Genomic DNA, 16,259 nt, shown 5'->3' with positions numbered 1-16,259 from the left:
TTCAAACTTTAAGGTTTTGTTTAAGAAAAAGATGTTTGCCCATACTTGTTAGTGGTATAGTATCAACATAGTCAAATGCGATGTCTATTTCAACTACATTTTTAATTTTTTGTTCAATTTCTAATTCATCTTTTTTATCATACGAATTAGTTGGTATTATAAGAAAGTTTATTTCTCCTTTTGAATTTTGAATTATTTGCCATTTTTCAATTCTAGCAAATGCTTGAAAATGTTGGCCGAAAATTAAAGCGGTCAAGAAGACCTTTTGATTGTCTTTAGTGATTATGTAATCCTGTGATCTACCATAAATCCTACTAAATTTTAAATACCCTCCTTTTCTATAGGCAACTTCACCAAGATCACCAGTATCATATCTAACAAAGGGCATACCATGGTTAATTAGGCTTGTAGCAATTATTTTTCCAACTTGGCCAATTTCCGTGTCGGAACCGTCTTCATTAATCACTTCTAGATAACCATAAATGGGAGAAGAATGGTATGTATAATCGTGACCATTAGTGTAGCAAAATAAACATACTTCTGTGTGACCATATTCAAAAAATACTTTGGTCGAAAATGCCCTTTCAATAATTTCTCTTTGATCCGGGGAACACATCTCAGATGTTAGATTAATGCCTTTAACTTGGAAATCTATTGATATATTGTTTTTTAAGATAAACTTGGAAATAGTGTAGTAAAAAGATGGATAACCACGAAGTATACTAGGTTTGATTTCCAATATTTTCATCACATAGTAAGAAATATTATCATCATTCAAGTATAACACGGAAAACCTGAGACTTCCAAAGACATTATCCTTAGAATTATGAACCCAATAAATATTCTTTTCCCTTGTTTTTTTATCAATTTCGAACCCCCCACAACTTACGATCGTGTCGTTTGGGGTATATCCCATTAAAGTGTATAGGTAGTAATGATGCGCGTTATCTACAAGTCCCGATTTGGAGTCCGTATAGAAAACAAGTGGCTCTCCAGTACTCCCACCAGTATTTTTTTTACTTAAATAATCAATATGGAATTCCTTACTAATTAATTGTAGTTGATTTTTTCTTATGATGTCCTTGGTAAGAATTGGGATTTTTTTTAAATCAAATATTTTACCATCAATTACTCGGTGATTTATAAAAACTTCTTTGTAGTAAATCGTGTTTTCAAACGCATACCGCAAAGTCTTTTGCAATTTTCTGCTTTGGTTTATGCTAATTTCTTCTTCAGTCGATTTTTCTAATTCGAATAATTCTTTTAAGATATTTTCATGAATTCTATTACTTCTTAACTTATGAAGAAAGCTATATAACTTATTTAGTATTTTAGGTTTTCTTAAAAAAACTTTTAAGGAGTAAAAAACTTTCTTCATTTAATTTCCTTATTTAGGGTTATTCTGGAAAATATTGAATAGAAGGTCAATGATTTTATCATCATAACGAATGATATTCTTGTGCTCTTAAATAAAGCAGGCGCTATTAAAACTGAAACGGCTTGGGCTATTAATGTGGCAGCTGCAGCTCCAATTATGCCATAACCTGGAATTAAAAATAGATTTAGAAGTATATTACAAATCATCCCCAATCCTAAGTATACCATTGTATACCTTTGTAGGTTTTCACTCAGTATCCATCCTTCTCTGGATACACCCAAGAATACAAAGACCCCCGCCCAAATATGAAGACTCAATACATCCCCAGATAAAAAATAAGCTTCTCCATAAAGGATTTTAATCAACCATCCGCTGAGAAAGGTCATGGGCAAGGCTATGGAAATAGAAAAAAGGGTCATTAAATCATAGAGTTTTTGTAGTCTTTCGTAATACAATTCTTCAGATCGTTTTTTAGCATTTACTATAGCTGGAAATAGCGAAGTGCTAATTACGGATGGAATAAAATACCAAGCTTCACTAAGCCTCACCGCAGCTGAATATTGTCCAACATAAGCCGTATTCATCATTTCCTTTATCATGATTTGATCTACTTTCATGTATATTGATACAATTATTCCACTTAGAATCAATGGCCAACTATCCTTTAGTAATTTCTTTGCTATTTTCTTTGAAAATGACCAATTAAAAAGGGTAAGTCCTTTGTTTGTATATAACCAAATAAGACCGATTGTTGTCAAAATAGATTCTGCCAGAATAAGTATTACAAAAAATATTAAAGGCGCTTTACTTAAAATGAGAAATATCTTGACGAATGCAGAAATTAAGAGTACAGCAATGTTTATTCGAACTGTGAACTTGCTCTCTACGGTACTCTGAAAATAAAGGGTGATTACGGTAAAGCTATCGAAAAATGTTGCTGAACCTAATATGATAATAATTTTCCTTGTAAGTTCATTTTCTTCAAAACTATAGACAAAATATACTAACAGTAGCATTAAAAAAATGGAACCGCAAGTCTGAAGAATTAGCGAAGTGCCAAGTAGTACGTTTTTTTTTTCTGGCCTATTAACTAATTCACGAACTAAAATACCATTTAGGCCTAGTGTAGATAATGCCAAGAAAAGGGCGATTAGACTTTGGGAGTAACTCAATATACCTAATTGGTCAGGCCCCAAATACCTAGCAACCCATGCACCAATAAAAATAGCTGAAATAATTTGTAAAACCTTTCCTCCAAATACCCATACAGTATTTTTAAAATACCTTTTAAACCCAATTTCTGCAGTGATTTTTTTTAGTTTGGCTATCATTTATTTAGTTGTATTCATCATATAAACTCCAAAGCAATTGAAAAATTATGTTGTGGCAAATTTTAAAATAGACCAAATATTAAAATAAATGTTGCGTTATATAAAAATTAGACCAAAAAATTTATTTTCTAAAATAGGAAACAATTAAAAGATAATGCTCTTTAACTCCTTGGATTTTGCTATTTTCCTACCAATAGTGTTTTTTTTGTATTGGTTCGTTACCAATAAACGACTAAGACTTCAGAATTTGCTTATTGTTGTTGCCAGCTATTTATTTTATGGATGGTGGGACTGGCGATTTTTATCCTTGATTCTATTCAGCACTATTATTGATTATTCGATTGGCAGAATGTTGTTAGTTGAAGACAAAGCCATAAAACGAAAGGTTTTATTATGGGTAAGTATAATTGTAAATCTTGGCTTTTTAGGTTTCTTTAAGTACTACAACTTTTTTCTAGATAACTTTATAATGGCATTTTCTTTCATGGGAAAGAAAATAAATGCAAGCTCACTAGATATAATACTACCTGTAGGAATAAGCTTTTACACCTTTCAAACATTAAGTTATACCATTGATGTCTATAAAAGAAAACTTGAACCCACAAAGGACTTTATTGCGTTTGCGGCTTTTGTAAGTTTTTTTCCGCAATTGGTTGCGGGGCCTATTGAAAGAGCTACGCATTTATTACCACAATTCTACAAGAAAAGAACATTTGACTATTCCAAAGCGGTGGACGGTATGCGTCAAATACTTTGGGGGCTATTTAAGAAGGTGGTTATCGCAGACAACTGTGCAGAGTTTGCCAATCAAATTTTTAATAACTCACACGAAATGTCTGGAAGTACACTGGCTATAGGTGCTTTGTTCTTTACTTTTCAAATTTATGGTGACTTCTCTGGATATTCGGATATAGCCATTGGCACATCTAGATTATTTGGTTTTGACTTAATGCGTAATTTCGCATTTCCTTATTTTTCAAGGGATATAGCTGAATTTTGGCGTCGTTGGCATATTTCCCTGTCTACTTGGTTTAGGGATTACCTCTACATACCATTGGGAGGTAGTAGGGGAGGTACTTGGATGAAAGTCCGTAATACTTTTATTATTTTTTTGATTAGTGGTTTTTGGCATGGGGCCAATTGGACCTTTATTGTATGGGGCGGGTTAAATGCCTTGTATTTTTTGCCACTACTTTTAACCAATAACAATAGAAACAATTTAGGGATTGTCGCTCAAGGAAAGCTATTTCCTTCATATAAAGAAATAATTAAAATAGCTATCACATTTACTTTGACGGTCTTCGCTTGGATATTCTTTAGAGCTGAAAATATTAACCATGCTTTTTCCATTATAAGCGAAATCGCTTCCCAATCATTCTTTACCATACCAAATTTGCAGTTGGTTGGTTTGGAAGCAAAAGCCATTGCGGTGATGAAAATAGTTTTGATTTTTTTCTTTTTGTTTATTGAATGGATGGGCCGTGAAGATGAATATGCCCTAGAAAATTTGGTGCTTAAAAGAAGTAGATTTTACAGATGGGGCTTTTATTTTTTGTTAATATCCATACTATTTGTTTTTAGTGGTACGGAACAACAGTTTATATATTTTCAATTCTAGATTTGCATGAAAAAATTTATTAGAAATGTATTATTGTTTTCTATAGTTTTCTTTGTAGTGGAGAAATTATTCTACTTCTTTTTGTTTATTTCTCCTTCTTTAGAAGTGGATAGAAGATTGGAGAACCTATTAGAAGGTAATATAAATAAAGATCTGGTCATTTTTGGATCTTCAAGAGGAGCAAGAGATCTTATAGCCCATCAAATTGAAGATTCTTTAAATCTTTCCGCTTTTAATCTCTCCTACCCAGGTTCCAATATCGAATTTCATGAGTTTTTATTGGAATCTCTTTTAAAATACAATACTTCGCCAAAGGCAGTGTTACTTACAGTTGATGATCCAGTAGAATTTATATCCAATGAGTCCTTGGGCTTTAGATTTGATCGTATGTATCCACTTGCCAAATACAATTATATTAATAACGAATTAATAGAAAGAGAAGAAAAGAATGTGTTGTCTAGATTTTTGGTTTTGGCCCGATTTAACCAATCTAATTTGAATATTTTACAGAAACGCTTCAATACCGTTGATTCAATACAAGTGTGTGGTTCTATGCCCATATCCTTCCAGAAAGAAAATATCAAATTTAATTACGGGAAGATAGATCATTACAGCTTAAATGAAGAGAATGAGGTACTAATTAATGCTTTTGAGCGATTTCAAAAACTTTGTCTCACAAATGATATTGATTTACACATTGTATTTCCTCCAAATTTTAAAGCCCATAACCCGGATTTTGAAAGGAGAATAAAGGAACTATCGGATAAGAAGGTACACCACTACATTTACAGTAACTCAACTTCCCAATATAGTGATAGTGATTATTATCACGATGCTACCCATTTAAATAAGGATGGTGCTGTATTGTTTACAAACCAAGTCATAGAATATTTGAGAAATTACTATAGCAATTAATTGCTATGTAAAAAAAAATTATTTGTCAATCACTTTAAACAATGTTGGACTTTCCTATTATTATTAAAAATGTATTGTTAACAAACAGTAATCGAAATCCAATATCTTATGGTTGTTTTAGATTGAAAGCGTCTATGAATATTTAAAAAAAACAGCGAATTTATGAGCTGTTTTTTTTAATATCTTGATAATATATGATTCTTACTATTGAGTCGCGTTTTCAAAGGTGCAGTTAGTAAATTTTATGTTATTTATTATATCCGACCTATATGGACTACCATTTATTGCTTTTACACCATTTGAACCATTTTTGAAGGAACAATTAATAAAGGCATTTCCTTCATTACGCATTAGTAAGTTGGCTAAAACGCTATAATTATTGAAGGCACAATTTTCAAATGTATTATTTCGCATAAACGCGTTTATGTCTCCACCTATGGTATAACTTGGGAGTGCTCTGAAAATTGCCCCTGCGTTTTCAACTGTAGCATTTTGTATAGAATTGTTGAAGCCTGCATTTGGAGCATCGGTATCGGGAGAAGGTGTGAAACCATCGTCTATATCAGAAAATGAGAAGGCGTAACTTACATCAGAAATAACTATGTTTCTTATTGTGTTGTTGTTTGCCCCATTTCTAAATTCAACATGCCCTTCATAATGATCTCTGCCTTGTCCTATAATCTTTATGTCTTCATATAAATTTCCAGTAACATCGCTAAAATTCATTTCAACATTTGTGTATTTTGTTTCACAACGTCTAAAAACATTGTTTTTGGAATTCCATTTACATACTAATCCATGTCCAGGATGCGAAAGCCCTGGAGCCCGTTCCACACGAGAATCTTCAACAACATTGTTGGCGGTATTTGTTAAAAGTATATAATATCCCGTAGGATTAGGAATGTTATCTGAACGTACTTCTAAATATCTAACTTGATTGTTTCCACCTCCATAAATCTTAAAGGCTTCCGCGGTGGCATTTTCAATATAGGAGTTCTGAACGAGGCAATTGTTCGTATTCATAATGTGAATACCAAAACCATCATAGCCACTCACATTTTGATTGCCCATATCCAAAACGACCACATTGTCCAAAAGCACGTGGTTTCCAGTCACCTGAATCCCCTTACTGTAATCCTTTACCTGAAAGTTTTGGAGTTCCACATAGCTGCCCCCAATTTTGATACCTTCCCCGGTGTTGTTGGCATCCAATAAGGGCATTTCTGCCGCATTGGCCTGGTCGCCATAGGAAAAGGTTGATCCTTGGGAGGCGACAATATCACCTGGGGTGTTTTTATAGCCCATAAATACAATAGGGTTGCCCGCACTACCGGAACGGTTGATGGAAAGCTGCTGCCCGCCATAATTACCGGCCTTGATGTGTACATAATCTCCCGCCTTAGCATTAGCAAACGCATGGGCCAAACTCCAGGCGGCGCTCTCGCTTTTTCCATTATTGCCGGCCGATCCATTGGCGGTTACATAAAATACGTTGGCACCCGTAGTAGGGGCCTTATCATTAATAATGTTTACGGTAACCGTGGCTTGCTGTGTGGTGGTATTGCCACTGGCATCGGTTTCTTCGGCCGTATACGTGAAGGTGTCCTCCTCCGCGGCAGGTGCCGGTGCCGGTTCCTGCGCTGGTTGTGAGGGCTCAGGTGCCGTTTCCGTGGCCGGAGGAGTCGTTTCTGTGGCGGGAGGCGTCGTTTCTGTGGCGGGAGGTGTAGTTTCCGTGGCGGGAGGTGTAGTTTCCGTTACCACAGGTTCGTACACCGTATAAGTCAAGGTGTTATTATCGTTGATGACTACCGTTCCCAATTCTGGGGCGGTGGTATTGATAATCCGTACATTGCCCAAATCTTCAAAAGCATCGTTGCTGAGTACATCCAAAATAAGGGTACGTTGGGCACGCACATAAAAACTATCGTCCACGACTAATTTGTTGAGGACATCCTTGGCGTCGTTGTTAATTACATAGTCCGAGAGTAGGTCGGCATCCTTGCTACAGGAATAAAGGGAGAAGCTGGCAATCAATCCGAGACATGCCTTGCTTAGGGTGGGGTAGGTAAGCTTCATAAGTAGGTAATTGCAATAAGAATTAATGGTTCATAGTATTTGGGAAACAAGTATAACACTTAATTTTAACTGTCGGTTGAAAAGCACATTTTTTTCGATGAACTGCACTCTTTTGCTAAATTTTTTGTTGCAATCAGCGATTTTTTTGGGGTCTTGGGCGCCATTTTCCACAACATTTTTTGATACACGTGTTTTCCTTTTTTCAGTTCAAAACAGGGTAGTTACGCCGTTGGACGTTGATTTAGATGTTTTTATCGGCGTTTTTAACATTTTATTAAGAGTATATTCGATGAACGGTAAAATTGGTTGTTCCCTTCGGCTACGCTCAGGGCAGGGGTTGTTCGTTGTTGGTTGTTCCCTTCGACTACGCTCAGGGCAGGGGTTGTTCGTTGATGGTTGTTCCCTTCGACTACGCTCAGGGCAGGGGTTGTTCGTAGTTCGTTGTTGGTTGTTGGTTTTTGGCGGTTAGAGATACCAAGTGCGGAGTGCAGAATGCAGAATGCAGAGTGCGGAGTGCAGAGTGAGGAGTGAGGAGTGCACAGTTGAAAGTTAGAAGTGAAAAATGAAAAATGAAAAGTTCGATAAAAAACTTAAAACCTGAAACCTGAAACTTCAAACTTGAATCCAAAAGTTAGAAAAAATTAAAAAAAAGCGTTTAGCGGTTCCGAGTGCGGAGTGCAAAGTTAAAAGTTTGAAGCTGGATGTGGGAATTTGGAATTTAGATTTTAGAATTTGGGAATGGCTTTTAGCTATTAGCTGTTGGCTTTTAGCTTTTGGCGTTTAGCAGTGCAGTGAAGAATCCCTTGAACCAATGGGTTTGCTTAGCAGTGGCATGCTTCGCATTGCTCAGCATGACAAAAGTTTTTCCTTAGTCTTTCAGAAAGAAACGAAGTACAATTCATAATCCCTCGGAATATGAACTAATAACGTTTAACTAAAAACTTTTAAGCGTTTAACGTCTATCAATTAGCAATTAACAGTCCTAGTACTTCGTACTATATCTTGTAGTTTATGCTAGGTTTTATTTTCTTTCTTGAACTGTAAACTAAGACCTAAAAACAAAGAACTAAAAACCAAGAACTCCCTAAAGCCTCGCCGTCCAACCATCTTTCAATTTTCCTTTAACGTCATAGACTAGGGTTTTTTCGTGTTTGAACGGGCTGAGGTCCCCCTCAATGAATTCCTTATGGGCCACGGCCAAGATCAACAGGTCAAAGTGTTCCTTGGGCGCTTCCTGTACGGTGGTTAAGCCATATTCATGTTCTACTTCCTTGGGGTCTGCCCAAGGGTCGTAAATAGTGGTCTGTACCCGGTATTCGTTCAGGTGCTTTATCATATCCACCACTTTGGTATTACGAATGTCCGGACAGTCCTCCTTAAAAGTGATACCCATCACCAATACCTTCGCACCCTTTACCTGAAGATCGTGTTTCAACATCAACTTGATGATCTGCGAGCTAATATAATCGCCCATACCATCATTGATGCGCCTACCTGCCAAGATCAAATCTGGGTTGTATCCATTTTCCTGGGCCTTTTGTGCCAAATAATAAGGGTCCACCCCAATACAGTGGCCACCAACAAGGCCAGGTTTAAAGGGTAAAAAATTCCACTTGGTGCCGGCCGCTTCCAAAACATCATTGGTATCGATACCCAACAGATAGAAAATCTTGGCCAGTTCGTTCATAAAGGCGATGTTGATGTCGCGCTGGGTGTTTTCAATCACCTTGGATGCTTCCGCTACCTTAATGGTGGGGGCCAGATGCGTACCGGCGGAGATGACCGAGGCGTACAATTGGTCTACTTTTTGGGCGATTTCCGGGGTGGAGCCCGAGGTAACCTTTAGAATTTTCTCCACGGTATGCTGTTTGTCGCCCGGGTTTATACGTTCCGGGGAGTACCCCACAAAGAAGTCGGTATTAAAGACCATGCCACTGGACCGTTCCAGTTCCGGAATACAGATTTCTTCTGTCGCACCTGGGTATACCGTAGATTCATAAATGACAATGTCCCCTTTCTTGAGCACTTTTCCTACGGTTTCACTGGCCTTTATCAAAGGTGTGAATACCGGTCTTTTGGTATCGTCCACAGGGGTAGGAACCGTGACAACGTAGCAATTACAGTCGGCTAAATCTTGGAGATTCGTCGTACAGACAAGGCCCTGTTCCTCACTTTTTGTTTTTGTAATCAGGACACTTTCCAGATCCAGGTCTGTAAGTTCCAAGGTGGTATCCTTACCGGCATTGATTTCGTCAACTCTCTTTTGGTTGATATCAAAACCCACAACCGCGTATTTTCTGGCAAAAAGGGCCGCTAAGGGTAGGCCTACATATCCCAATCCAATGATTCCTATTTTCATATTTTTCTATAAATTTCGTTTTTTTCTTAGGTGTTTTTAAATGAATTGGCCTTTTCTATTCCTATACCAACTTATAAATTTTTCAATCCCTTCCTCCAAGTCTATAACGGGCTGGTAATCATAATTGACAACAAGGTCTGACGTGTCTGCCCATGTGGTATGGACATCCCCTTCCTGCATGGGCATATAATCCAGTATAGGTTTAATCTGTAACTGTTCACCAATAATACGTATGAATTCCATTAGGTTTACAGGTTTGCCGCGACCTATATTGTAGATGCATGCATTCTCCAAGGAACCCTTATTAGCCCGGAACCCAACCTCTATTATGCGAATAATACCATTGACAATGTCGTCTATATAGGTGAAATCCCGCGAAAGGTTGCCATGGTTGTAAACAGGGATGGCTTGGTTTCGTAAAATTTTTTCGGTAAAGCTATAATAGGCCATATCCGGTCTTCCCCACGGTCCATATACGGTAAAAAAACGAAGTCCGGTCGTTGGGATGCCAAAAAGATGGCTATAGGTATAAGCCATGAGCTCATTGCTCTTTTTTGTGGCGGCATACAGGCTGATGGGCTTGTCCACCCGGTCCGATGTAGCGAAGGGCACCTTTTTGTTCAACCCGTACACACTGGAACTGCTGGCATAGATTAGATGTGCTACCTTACCATTTCTGCAACATTCCAGAAGATTCATAAAACCAACTAGGTTGCTATCTACATAAGCTTCCGGATTTTCAAGACTATAGCGCACCCCGGCCTGGGCGGCCAAATTACATACCTGCTGAAACCTATGTTTTTTGAACAGAATGGGGAGGTTTTCCCGGTCTTCAAGGTTCATGCGTACAAAGGAAAATGCCGGGTAGTCAGTACTTTCCACTTCCTTATGGAAGGCCTGGGCCTGGTTGCCTGGAATTCCCAATTGTTCCAAACGGCCCAACTTTAGGCCCACATCGTAATAACTGTTAAGGTTGTCCAGGCCCACCACCTTGTATCCCCTTTGCAATAAGGCCTTGGAAAGGTGGAAGCCTATAAAACCTGCGGCACCGGTTACCAAAAGGGTCATGCTTCCCCAATTTTATAATAGTTGAAGCCAATGTCCCTCATGGTATGGGTATCCAACAATCGCCTGCCGTCAAAGACAAAAGCGGGTTTCAACATATGCTCATATATTTTTTTCCAATCATAGCCTTTGAATTCGTCCCATTCGGTAACTACGGCTACCGCATGTGCATCGCGTGTGGCTTCCAAAGGGTCCGTTGCCACAGTCAATAAGTCCCTATTTTTCTGTGGGTCGCGCGTGCCCAAATAATCAAGGTCCGCATAGATGCGTTCTTTGGGAACCTTGGGATCATATACCACCAATTGGGCCTGTTCGTCCATGAGGGCATCCGCGATATAAATGGCGGCGGATTCGCGGGTATCGTTCGTATCCTTTTTAAAGGCCCAACCATACAATACGATTTTCTTCCCGGAAACGGTATTGTAGAGGGTTTGGATCATAAGATCGGCAAAGCGACGTTTTTGATAGTCGTTCATAAGAATGACCTGTTCCCAATAATCCGCCACTTCCGGGAGGCCAAAGCTGCGGGCAATATAGACGAGGTTTAAAATATCCTTTTGAAAACAAGATCCCCCAAAGCCTACAGAGGCATTCAAAAATTTGGGTCCTATTCTACTGTCAAATCCTATGGCCCTTGAAATTTCAGCTATATTGGCATCGGTTTTTTCACAGAGGGCGGAAATGGAGTTTATGGAGGAAACCCGTTGTGCCAAAAAGGCGTTCGCCACCAGCTTGGACAATTCCGAGGACCAAACATTGGTCTGAAGGATACGTTCCTTGGGCAACCAGTTTTCGTACACTTCGCTTAGAGCGTTCTTGGCAGCCTTGCCGGTAGGCGTGTCGTCCCCTCCAATAAGGACCCTGTCTGCATGTAAAAGGTCCTCTATGGCCGTTCCCTCCGCCAAAAATTCCGGATTGGACAATATCTCAAAACGTACTCCGTTTCCGGTATTGTCCAGAATGTTTTTAATGGCTTCCGCCGTTCTTACGGGCAATGTAGACTTTTCTACCACGATCTTATCCTCTTTGGCCACCTTGGCGATGTTCCGGGCGCAAAGTTCTACAAATTTTAGGTCGGCCGCCTGTCCCTTACCCTTGCCATAGGTTTTGGTAGGGGTATTGACGGAGATGAATATCATTTGGGCCTCGGCGATGGCCTGGTCCACCTCCGTGGAAAAAAACAGGTTTTTTCCCCTGCTTTCCGCTATGATTTCCTTGAGGCCAGGTTCGTAAATGGGCAATTGATTCAAATCCTCTGTATTCCATTGGGCGATACGGGCTTCATTGATGTCCACTACGGTTACCTGTATATGGGGACATTGGTTGGCAATGACGGACATGGTAGGACCGCCAACGTAGCCCGCCCCAATACAGCAAATCTTGGAAATTTTTTTCATTTTGATATTTACAAATAAAGGGCAAAGATGACAAATTAAAAAAGTATATAAAAGGCTACCCGATGATAAAAAGACCAAATCCCCTTCAAGACGGTTAAAATGATGGTCAAAATCCGTTTAACCGATCAATTATAGGAATTAGACGAATATTGTCCAATTATTCCTTCAATTGAGCACAGATATGATTAATTTTGGTGACTATATTTGTAACCCTAAACGAATAAACCCTTTGAAAACCGTACTAAATCCTACTAAAGTTTGGCTATCCTCTCCGCACATGGGCGGAAACGAATTAAAGTACATCCATGAAGCTTTCGATACCAATTGGGTAGCACCCTTAGGTCCCAATGTAAACGCTTTTGAAAAGGCCTTGGAAACCAAATTGGAAAATGATGTACATGTAGCGGCGTTGAGTTCCGGAACGGGAGCCATCCATTTGGCCTTGGAATTATTGGGCGTAGGTCCCGGGGACGAGGTCCTATGCCAAAGCCTAACGTTTTCCGCTTCAGCAAACCCCATTCTTTACCTAGGGGCAAAACCTATTTTTATTGATAGTGAGGCAGGTACTTGGAACCTAAGTCCTGAATTATTACGGGAAGCAATTTTACATAGGATTGAACACTTTAAAAAGCCAAAAGCTATCATTGCAGTACATTTATATGGTATGCCCTACCAGGTGGAGGCCATTGGTGACATTTCAAAAGAATTTAACATACCTGTGATAGAAGACAGTGCCGAGGCCTTGGGCAGTAAATACAAGGGTATTTCCTGTGGCACCTTTGGCACCATAGGGATATTGTCCTTCAATGGGAATAAAATCATAACTACCTCTGGCGGCGGGGCCTTAGTTTCCAAAAACAAGGAGTTAAGGGACAAAGCCATTTTCTTGGCCACCCAAGCCAGGGATGATGCCCCCCATTACCAGCATAGCCATGTAGGCTATAACTATCGTATGAGCAATGTGTTGGCAGGTATTGGCAGGGGTCAAATGGAGGTCTTGGATCTTCGCGTGGCTTCCAGAAGAAATAATTATGCGTTTTACGAGAGGGAACTAGGGAGTGTACCCGGAATTTCATTTTTGCCCGAGCCCGAAGAATTTTTTTCCAATCGCTGGTTAAGTTGTATCTTAACAGCGAATTATGGGACAAGGGAAAAAATACGTTTGGCCCTATTGGACGAAAATATTGAATCTAGGCCCCTTTGGAAACCACTTCATTTGCAACCTGTTTTCCAGAAGTATGAACAGTTTATGGATGGAACCTCAGAAAACCTCTTTGAAAGGGGATTGTGCTTGCCCAGTGGCTCCAATTTGGAGCCCGGGGATTTGGAACGTGTTGTTACCATCATTAAAAATGTCTTAGCATGATTCAAAAATACATAACCTATAATGCAGAGCGTTACGCTTCAAAATGGTTGGTTCTAGTAATAGACTTGGTTACCGTAGCTTTCGCCTTTGTGCTTTCCTATCTCATACGGTTTAACCTAACTCTGGATTTTGAAGTTTCCAATCTTTTGGTCCAATTGCCCTTGGTACTCCTAACCTCCTTGGCCGCTTTTTTAATCGTTGGTTCCTACAAGGGTGTGGTAAGGCATACGGGCGTGCGTGACGTATACAATATTTTTAATGCAGTATGCCTCTCCAGTATTCTGGTGATTTTTATCGTGCTTTCGAACAGATTGTTCGGTATGTTCTCACTATTCACCATTCCCTTGTCCATTATCATTATCAACAGCCTAATAACATTTATAGGACTAACGGCCTCACGATTTGTTTTTAAGTCCCTTTACAATGGCATGCATCAGGGCAACAGGCCTTTCAAGAATGTGCTCATCTATGGTGCAGGCGACTCTGGGGTTTTGACCCATGGTGCCATTACAAACCATGCCCAAAGCGAATACCGCGTATTGGGTTATATTGACAGGGACGTAAAGAAAATAGGTAAAAAAATAAATGGGGTTCCCGTTTTTGCCAGAAGGACGCTAACCAAGGAATTTATAGAGAAAAACAGGATTTCAGAGATCATTTTCTCCATTCAGAATATAGATTCCCTGAAATTGAGGAAAACGGTGGAAGGCCTTGTGGATTATCCCGTGGTTGTCAAAATTGTTCCCCCGATCGAAGACTGGATCAACGGAGAACTAAAGGTTTCCCAGATAAAACAAGTTCAGATAGAAGACCTGTTGGACAGGGCGCCGATTCAAATAAAGAATAGTAAGATCGAAGTAGCGCTTTTGAACAAAACCATTTTGGTTACCGGAGGAGCAGGCTCCATTGGAAGTGAAATCGTTCGGCAAATTTGTAATTATGGATATAATTCCTTGCTTGTCGTCGATCAAGCGGAATCCGCTCTATATGACCTGCAACAGGAACTAAAACAGAATGGTTTTCATAACTTCATTCCCATAGTAGGGGATATCCGGGATAAAAATCGAATGAACCAACTGTTTGAGGAACATAAACCGAATGTGGTTTTCCATGCAGCCGCCTACAAACATGTTCCCTTAATGGAATACAATTCCTATGAGGCCATCAAAATCAATATAGGGGGTACCAAAACGATTGCGGACCTATCCCTTATCCACGGAGTTGAAAAGTTCGTTTTCGTTTCTACGGATAAGGCAGTTAACCCTACCAATGTTATGGGAGCCTCCAAGCGGATTGCCGAGATGTACATCAGCTGTATGCAAAAGGAAAATAAAACCAAATTCATAACTACAAGATTTGGAAATGTTTTGGGTTCCAACGAATCTGTCATACCCTTGTTCCGTAAACAAATAGAAAAAGGTGGCCCGCTAACACTGACGCATAAAGAAATCACACGTTATTTTATGACCATACCGGAAGCTTCCCAATTGGTATTAGAAGCAGGTGCCATGGGCGAAGGCGGGGAAATCTTTATATTCGATATGGGAGAATCCGTCAAAATCTTTGATTTGGCCAAGAACATGATCAAACTGTCCGGTTTACGGTATCCAGAGGATATCGATATCAAAATCACAGGATTAAGGCCGGGTGAAAAGTTGTACGAGGAATTATTGGCTAACGGTGAGAATACCATGCCTACCTACCACAAAAAAATTAAGATCAGTAAGGTAAGGGAGTTGGATTATGCCAAGGTGCGTTCCAAAATCGATGAACTATGCATCACGAACATGTTCTTTAATGGCAATACCGTACGATTGATGAAGGAAATAGTGCCCGAGTACATTTCCCAAAACTCCACATTGAGTGAATTCGATTCAAAAACAGATAGCTCCAATGAGCCTAAACCAACACCTAACTTAAAGATTGTACAATCCTAATATTTGAAATTTTATCACTACACTATTTAGCTTTAAACACCCAACCATGAACTACAGAAAAATTCTTACGTCCCTTATATTAATTCTGCTTTTGGGGTCATGCGCTTCCAAAAAGGACCTTGTTTATTTTAACGATGCCAACGATTTTGAAACTCTTGTAGGTGATAATTTATATGCCTACAAGTTTAAGACCAACGACTTGGTCAGTATCAATGTTTCCACCTTGGACCCAGAAGCGAGTATGCCCTTCAATTTATTCCGGGGCTCCCAGCAGGGAGGTTTTATTCCAGAACAAATCGATTACATCGTTAACAAGGACGGAAACATAGACTTTCCAGTCATTGGAAGTGTTAAAATTTTAGGACTGACGCCACAGGAAGCCCAAGTGTTATTGAAGGAAAAGCTGTCACCTTATCTGAAGGATCCAATAATTAATATTCGTTTGAACAACTTTGTTGTGACCGTTTTGGGACAGGTACGTAATCCTGGCACCTATCCGGTAAACGGAGAACAGATTACCATCTTCCAAGCCCTGGGACTTGCCGGGGATTTGGATATTAAAGGGGAAAGAGACAATGTGTTGGTCATACGGGATTTTAATGGAACCAAGGTGTACAACAGAATTGATCTTACCAAAAAGGAAGCTTTGAATTCCCCGGTATACTATCTAACACAGAACGATGTGGTCTACGTAGAACCCAATAATTCCGCTGTGAGAACATCCAACTTGGATAACAGGGCCTCTATTCTAGTATCTATAGCCTCTGTATTAATTACCTCTACTGTAATCTTACTAACTAGAAATTAACCTTTGTTT

The 16,259-nt window shown here is 39.3% G+C and carries 11 protein-coding genes; 5 read left to right on the top strand and 6 right to left on the bottom strand.

The window, feature by feature from the left end; genetic code table 11:
- Position 1: 1 nt before the first annotated feature.
- Together DZC72_RS14200 and DZC72_RS14195 are read right to left on the bottom strand one after the other, a co-directional pair.
- Positions 2 to 1,378: a phenylacetate--CoA ligase family protein gene (locus DZC72_RS14200; RefSeq protein ID WP_125223562.1), complete on the bottom strand. Its 1,377-nt coding sequence runs from the start codon at positions 1,376 to 1,378 to the stop codon at positions 2 to 4.
- Entirely contained in the window at positions 1,375 to 2,709 is a 1,335-nt protein-coding gene (locus DZC72_RS14195; RefSeq protein ID WP_125223561.1) for a flippase, read from the bottom strand. Before DZC72_RS14195 ends, DZC72_RS14200 begins: the two co-directional genes overlap by 4 nt.
- A gap of 154 nt (positions 2,710 to 2,863) precedes the next feature.
- Between DZC72_RS14195 and DZC72_RS14190 the strand changes: the two genes are divergently transcribed.
- The gene (locus tag DZC72_RS14190) at positions 2,864 to 4,327 is read left to right on the top strand and encodes an MBOAT family O-acyltransferase (protein WP_125223560.1); all 1,464 of its coding nucleotides are present in this window, start codon (positions 2,864 to 2,866) and stop codon (positions 4,325 to 4,327) included.
- 6 nt (positions 4,328 to 4,333) lie between these two features.
- A complete protein-coding gene (locus tag DZC72_RS14185) occupies positions 4,334 to 5,242 on the top strand; it encodes a hypothetical protein (protein WP_125223559.1) in 909 nt (302 codons plus the stop codon).
- A gap of 204 nt (positions 5,243 to 5,446) precedes the next feature.
- Here DZC72_RS14185 and DZC72_RS14180 read toward each other — a convergent pair whose 3' ends face one another.
- From DZC72_RS14180 to DZC72_RS14165, 4 genes are all read right to left on the bottom strand, one after another.
- The gene (locus DZC72_RS14180) at positions 5,447 to 7,318 is read right to left on the bottom strand and encodes an Ig-like domain-containing protein (protein WP_125223558.1); all 1,872 of its coding nucleotides are present in this window, start codon (positions 7,316 to 7,318) and stop codon (positions 5,447 to 5,449) included.
- Between the two features lie 1,084 nt (positions 7,319 to 8,402).
- Complete coding sequence (locus DZC72_RS14175) at positions 8,403 to 9,677, bottom strand: nucleotide sugar dehydrogenase (RefSeq protein ID WP_125223557.1); 1,275 nt, start codon at positions 9,675 to 9,677, stop codon at positions 8,403 to 8,405.
- 36 nt (positions 9,678 to 9,713) lie between these two features.
- Positions 9,714 to 10,745 (bottom strand): NAD-dependent epimerase/dehydratase family protein, encoded by a 1,032-nt coding sequence (locus tag DZC72_RS14170; RefSeq protein WP_125223556.1) that lies wholly within the window; start codon positions 10,743 to 10,745, stop codon positions 9,714 to 9,716.
- Complete coding sequence (locus DZC72_RS14165; protein WP_125223555.1) at positions 10,742 to 12,139, bottom strand: nucleotide sugar dehydrogenase; 1,398 nt, start codon at positions 12,137 to 12,139, stop codon at positions 10,742 to 10,744. The genes DZC72_RS14170 and DZC72_RS14165 overlap by 4 nt, the downstream gene beginning before the upstream one ends.
- Before the next feature lie 277 nt (positions 12,140 to 12,416).
- Here DZC72_RS14165 and DZC72_RS14160 point away from each other — a divergent pair, with 277 nt between their 5' ends.
- The 3 genes from DZC72_RS14160 to DZC72_RS14150 are packed head-to-tail and all read left to right on the top strand — an operon-like array spanning position 12,417 to position 16,250.
- Positions 12,417 to 13,505 carry a DegT/DnrJ/EryC1/StrS family aminotransferase gene (locus tag DZC72_RS14160; RefSeq protein ID WP_243641757.1) on the top strand — a complete coding sequence of 363 codons (1,089 nt, stop codon included), beginning with the start codon at positions 12,417 to 12,419 and terminating at the stop codon, positions 13,503 to 13,505.
- Positions 13,502 to 15,442, top strand: a complete 1,941-nt coding sequence (locus DZC72_RS14155) for a polysaccharide biosynthesis protein (RefSeq protein WP_125223553.1) — start codon at positions 13,502 to 13,504, stop codon at positions 15,440 to 15,442. The genes DZC72_RS14160 and DZC72_RS14155 overlap by 4 nt, the downstream gene beginning before the upstream one ends.
- A 46-nt stretch (positions 15,443 to 15,488) precedes the next feature.
- Positions 15,489 to 16,250 carry a polysaccharide biosynthesis/export family protein gene (locus DZC72_RS14150; protein WP_125223552.1) on the top strand — a complete coding sequence of 254 codons (762 nt, stop codon included), beginning with the start codon at positions 15,489 to 15,491 and terminating at the stop codon, positions 16,248 to 16,250.
- The last annotated feature ends 9 nt before the right edge of the window (positions 16,251 to 16,259 follow it).

This window comes from Maribacter algicola, from assembly GCF_003933245.1.
Lineage (GTDB): Bacteria > Bacteroidota > Bacteroidia > Flavobacteriales > Flavobacteriaceae > Maribacter > Maribacter algicola.
This window is presented reverse-complemented; position numbering and strand designations above follow the sequence as displayed.

Excerpts from the sequence above, each read along its gene's own strand:
- DZC72_RS14195 (WP_125223561.1), bottom strand. The coding sequence starts at position 2,709 with ATGATAGCCAAACTAAAAAAAATCACTGCAGAAATTGGGTTTAAAAGG.
- DZC72_RS14170 (WP_125223556.1), bottom strand. The coding sequence starts at position 10,745 with ATGACCCTTTTGGTAACCGGTGCCGCAGGTTTTATAGGCTTCCACCTT.
- DZC72_RS14160 (WP_243641757.1), top strand. The coding sequence starts at position 12,417 with ATGGGCGGAAACGAATTAAAGTACATCCATGAAGCTTTCGATACCAAT.
- DZC72_RS14190 (WP_125223560.1), top strand. The coding sequence starts at position 2,864 with ATGCTCTTTAACTCCTTGGATTTTGCTATTTTCCTACCAATAGTGTTT.
- DZC72_RS14150 (WP_125223552.1), top strand. The coding sequence starts at position 15,489 with ATGAACTACAGAAAAATTCTTACGTCCCTTATATTAATTCTGCTTTTG.
- DZC72_RS14180 (WP_125223558.1), bottom strand. The coding sequence starts at position 7,318 with ATGAAGCTTACCTACCCCACCCTAAGCAAGGCATGTCTCGGATTGATT.
- DZC72_RS14165 (WP_125223555.1), bottom strand. The coding sequence starts at position 12,139 with ATGAAAAAAATTTCCAAGATTTGCTGTATTGGGGCGGGCTACGTTGGC.
- DZC72_RS14175 (WP_125223557.1), bottom strand. The coding sequence starts at position 9,677 with ATGAAAATAGGAATCATTGGATTGGGATATGTAGGCCTACCCTTAGCG.
- DZC72_RS14185 (WP_125223559.1), top strand. The coding sequence starts at position 4,334 with ATGAAAAAATTTATTAGAAATGTATTATTGTTTTCTATAGTTTTCTTT.
- DZC72_RS14200 (WP_125223562.1), bottom strand. The coding sequence starts at position 1,378 with ATGAAGAAAGTTTTTTACTCCTTAAAAGTTTTTTTAAGAAAACCTAAA.
- DZC72_RS14155 (WP_125223553.1), top strand. The coding sequence starts at position 13,502 with ATGATTCAAAAATACATAACCTATAATGCAGAGCGTTACGCTTCAAAA.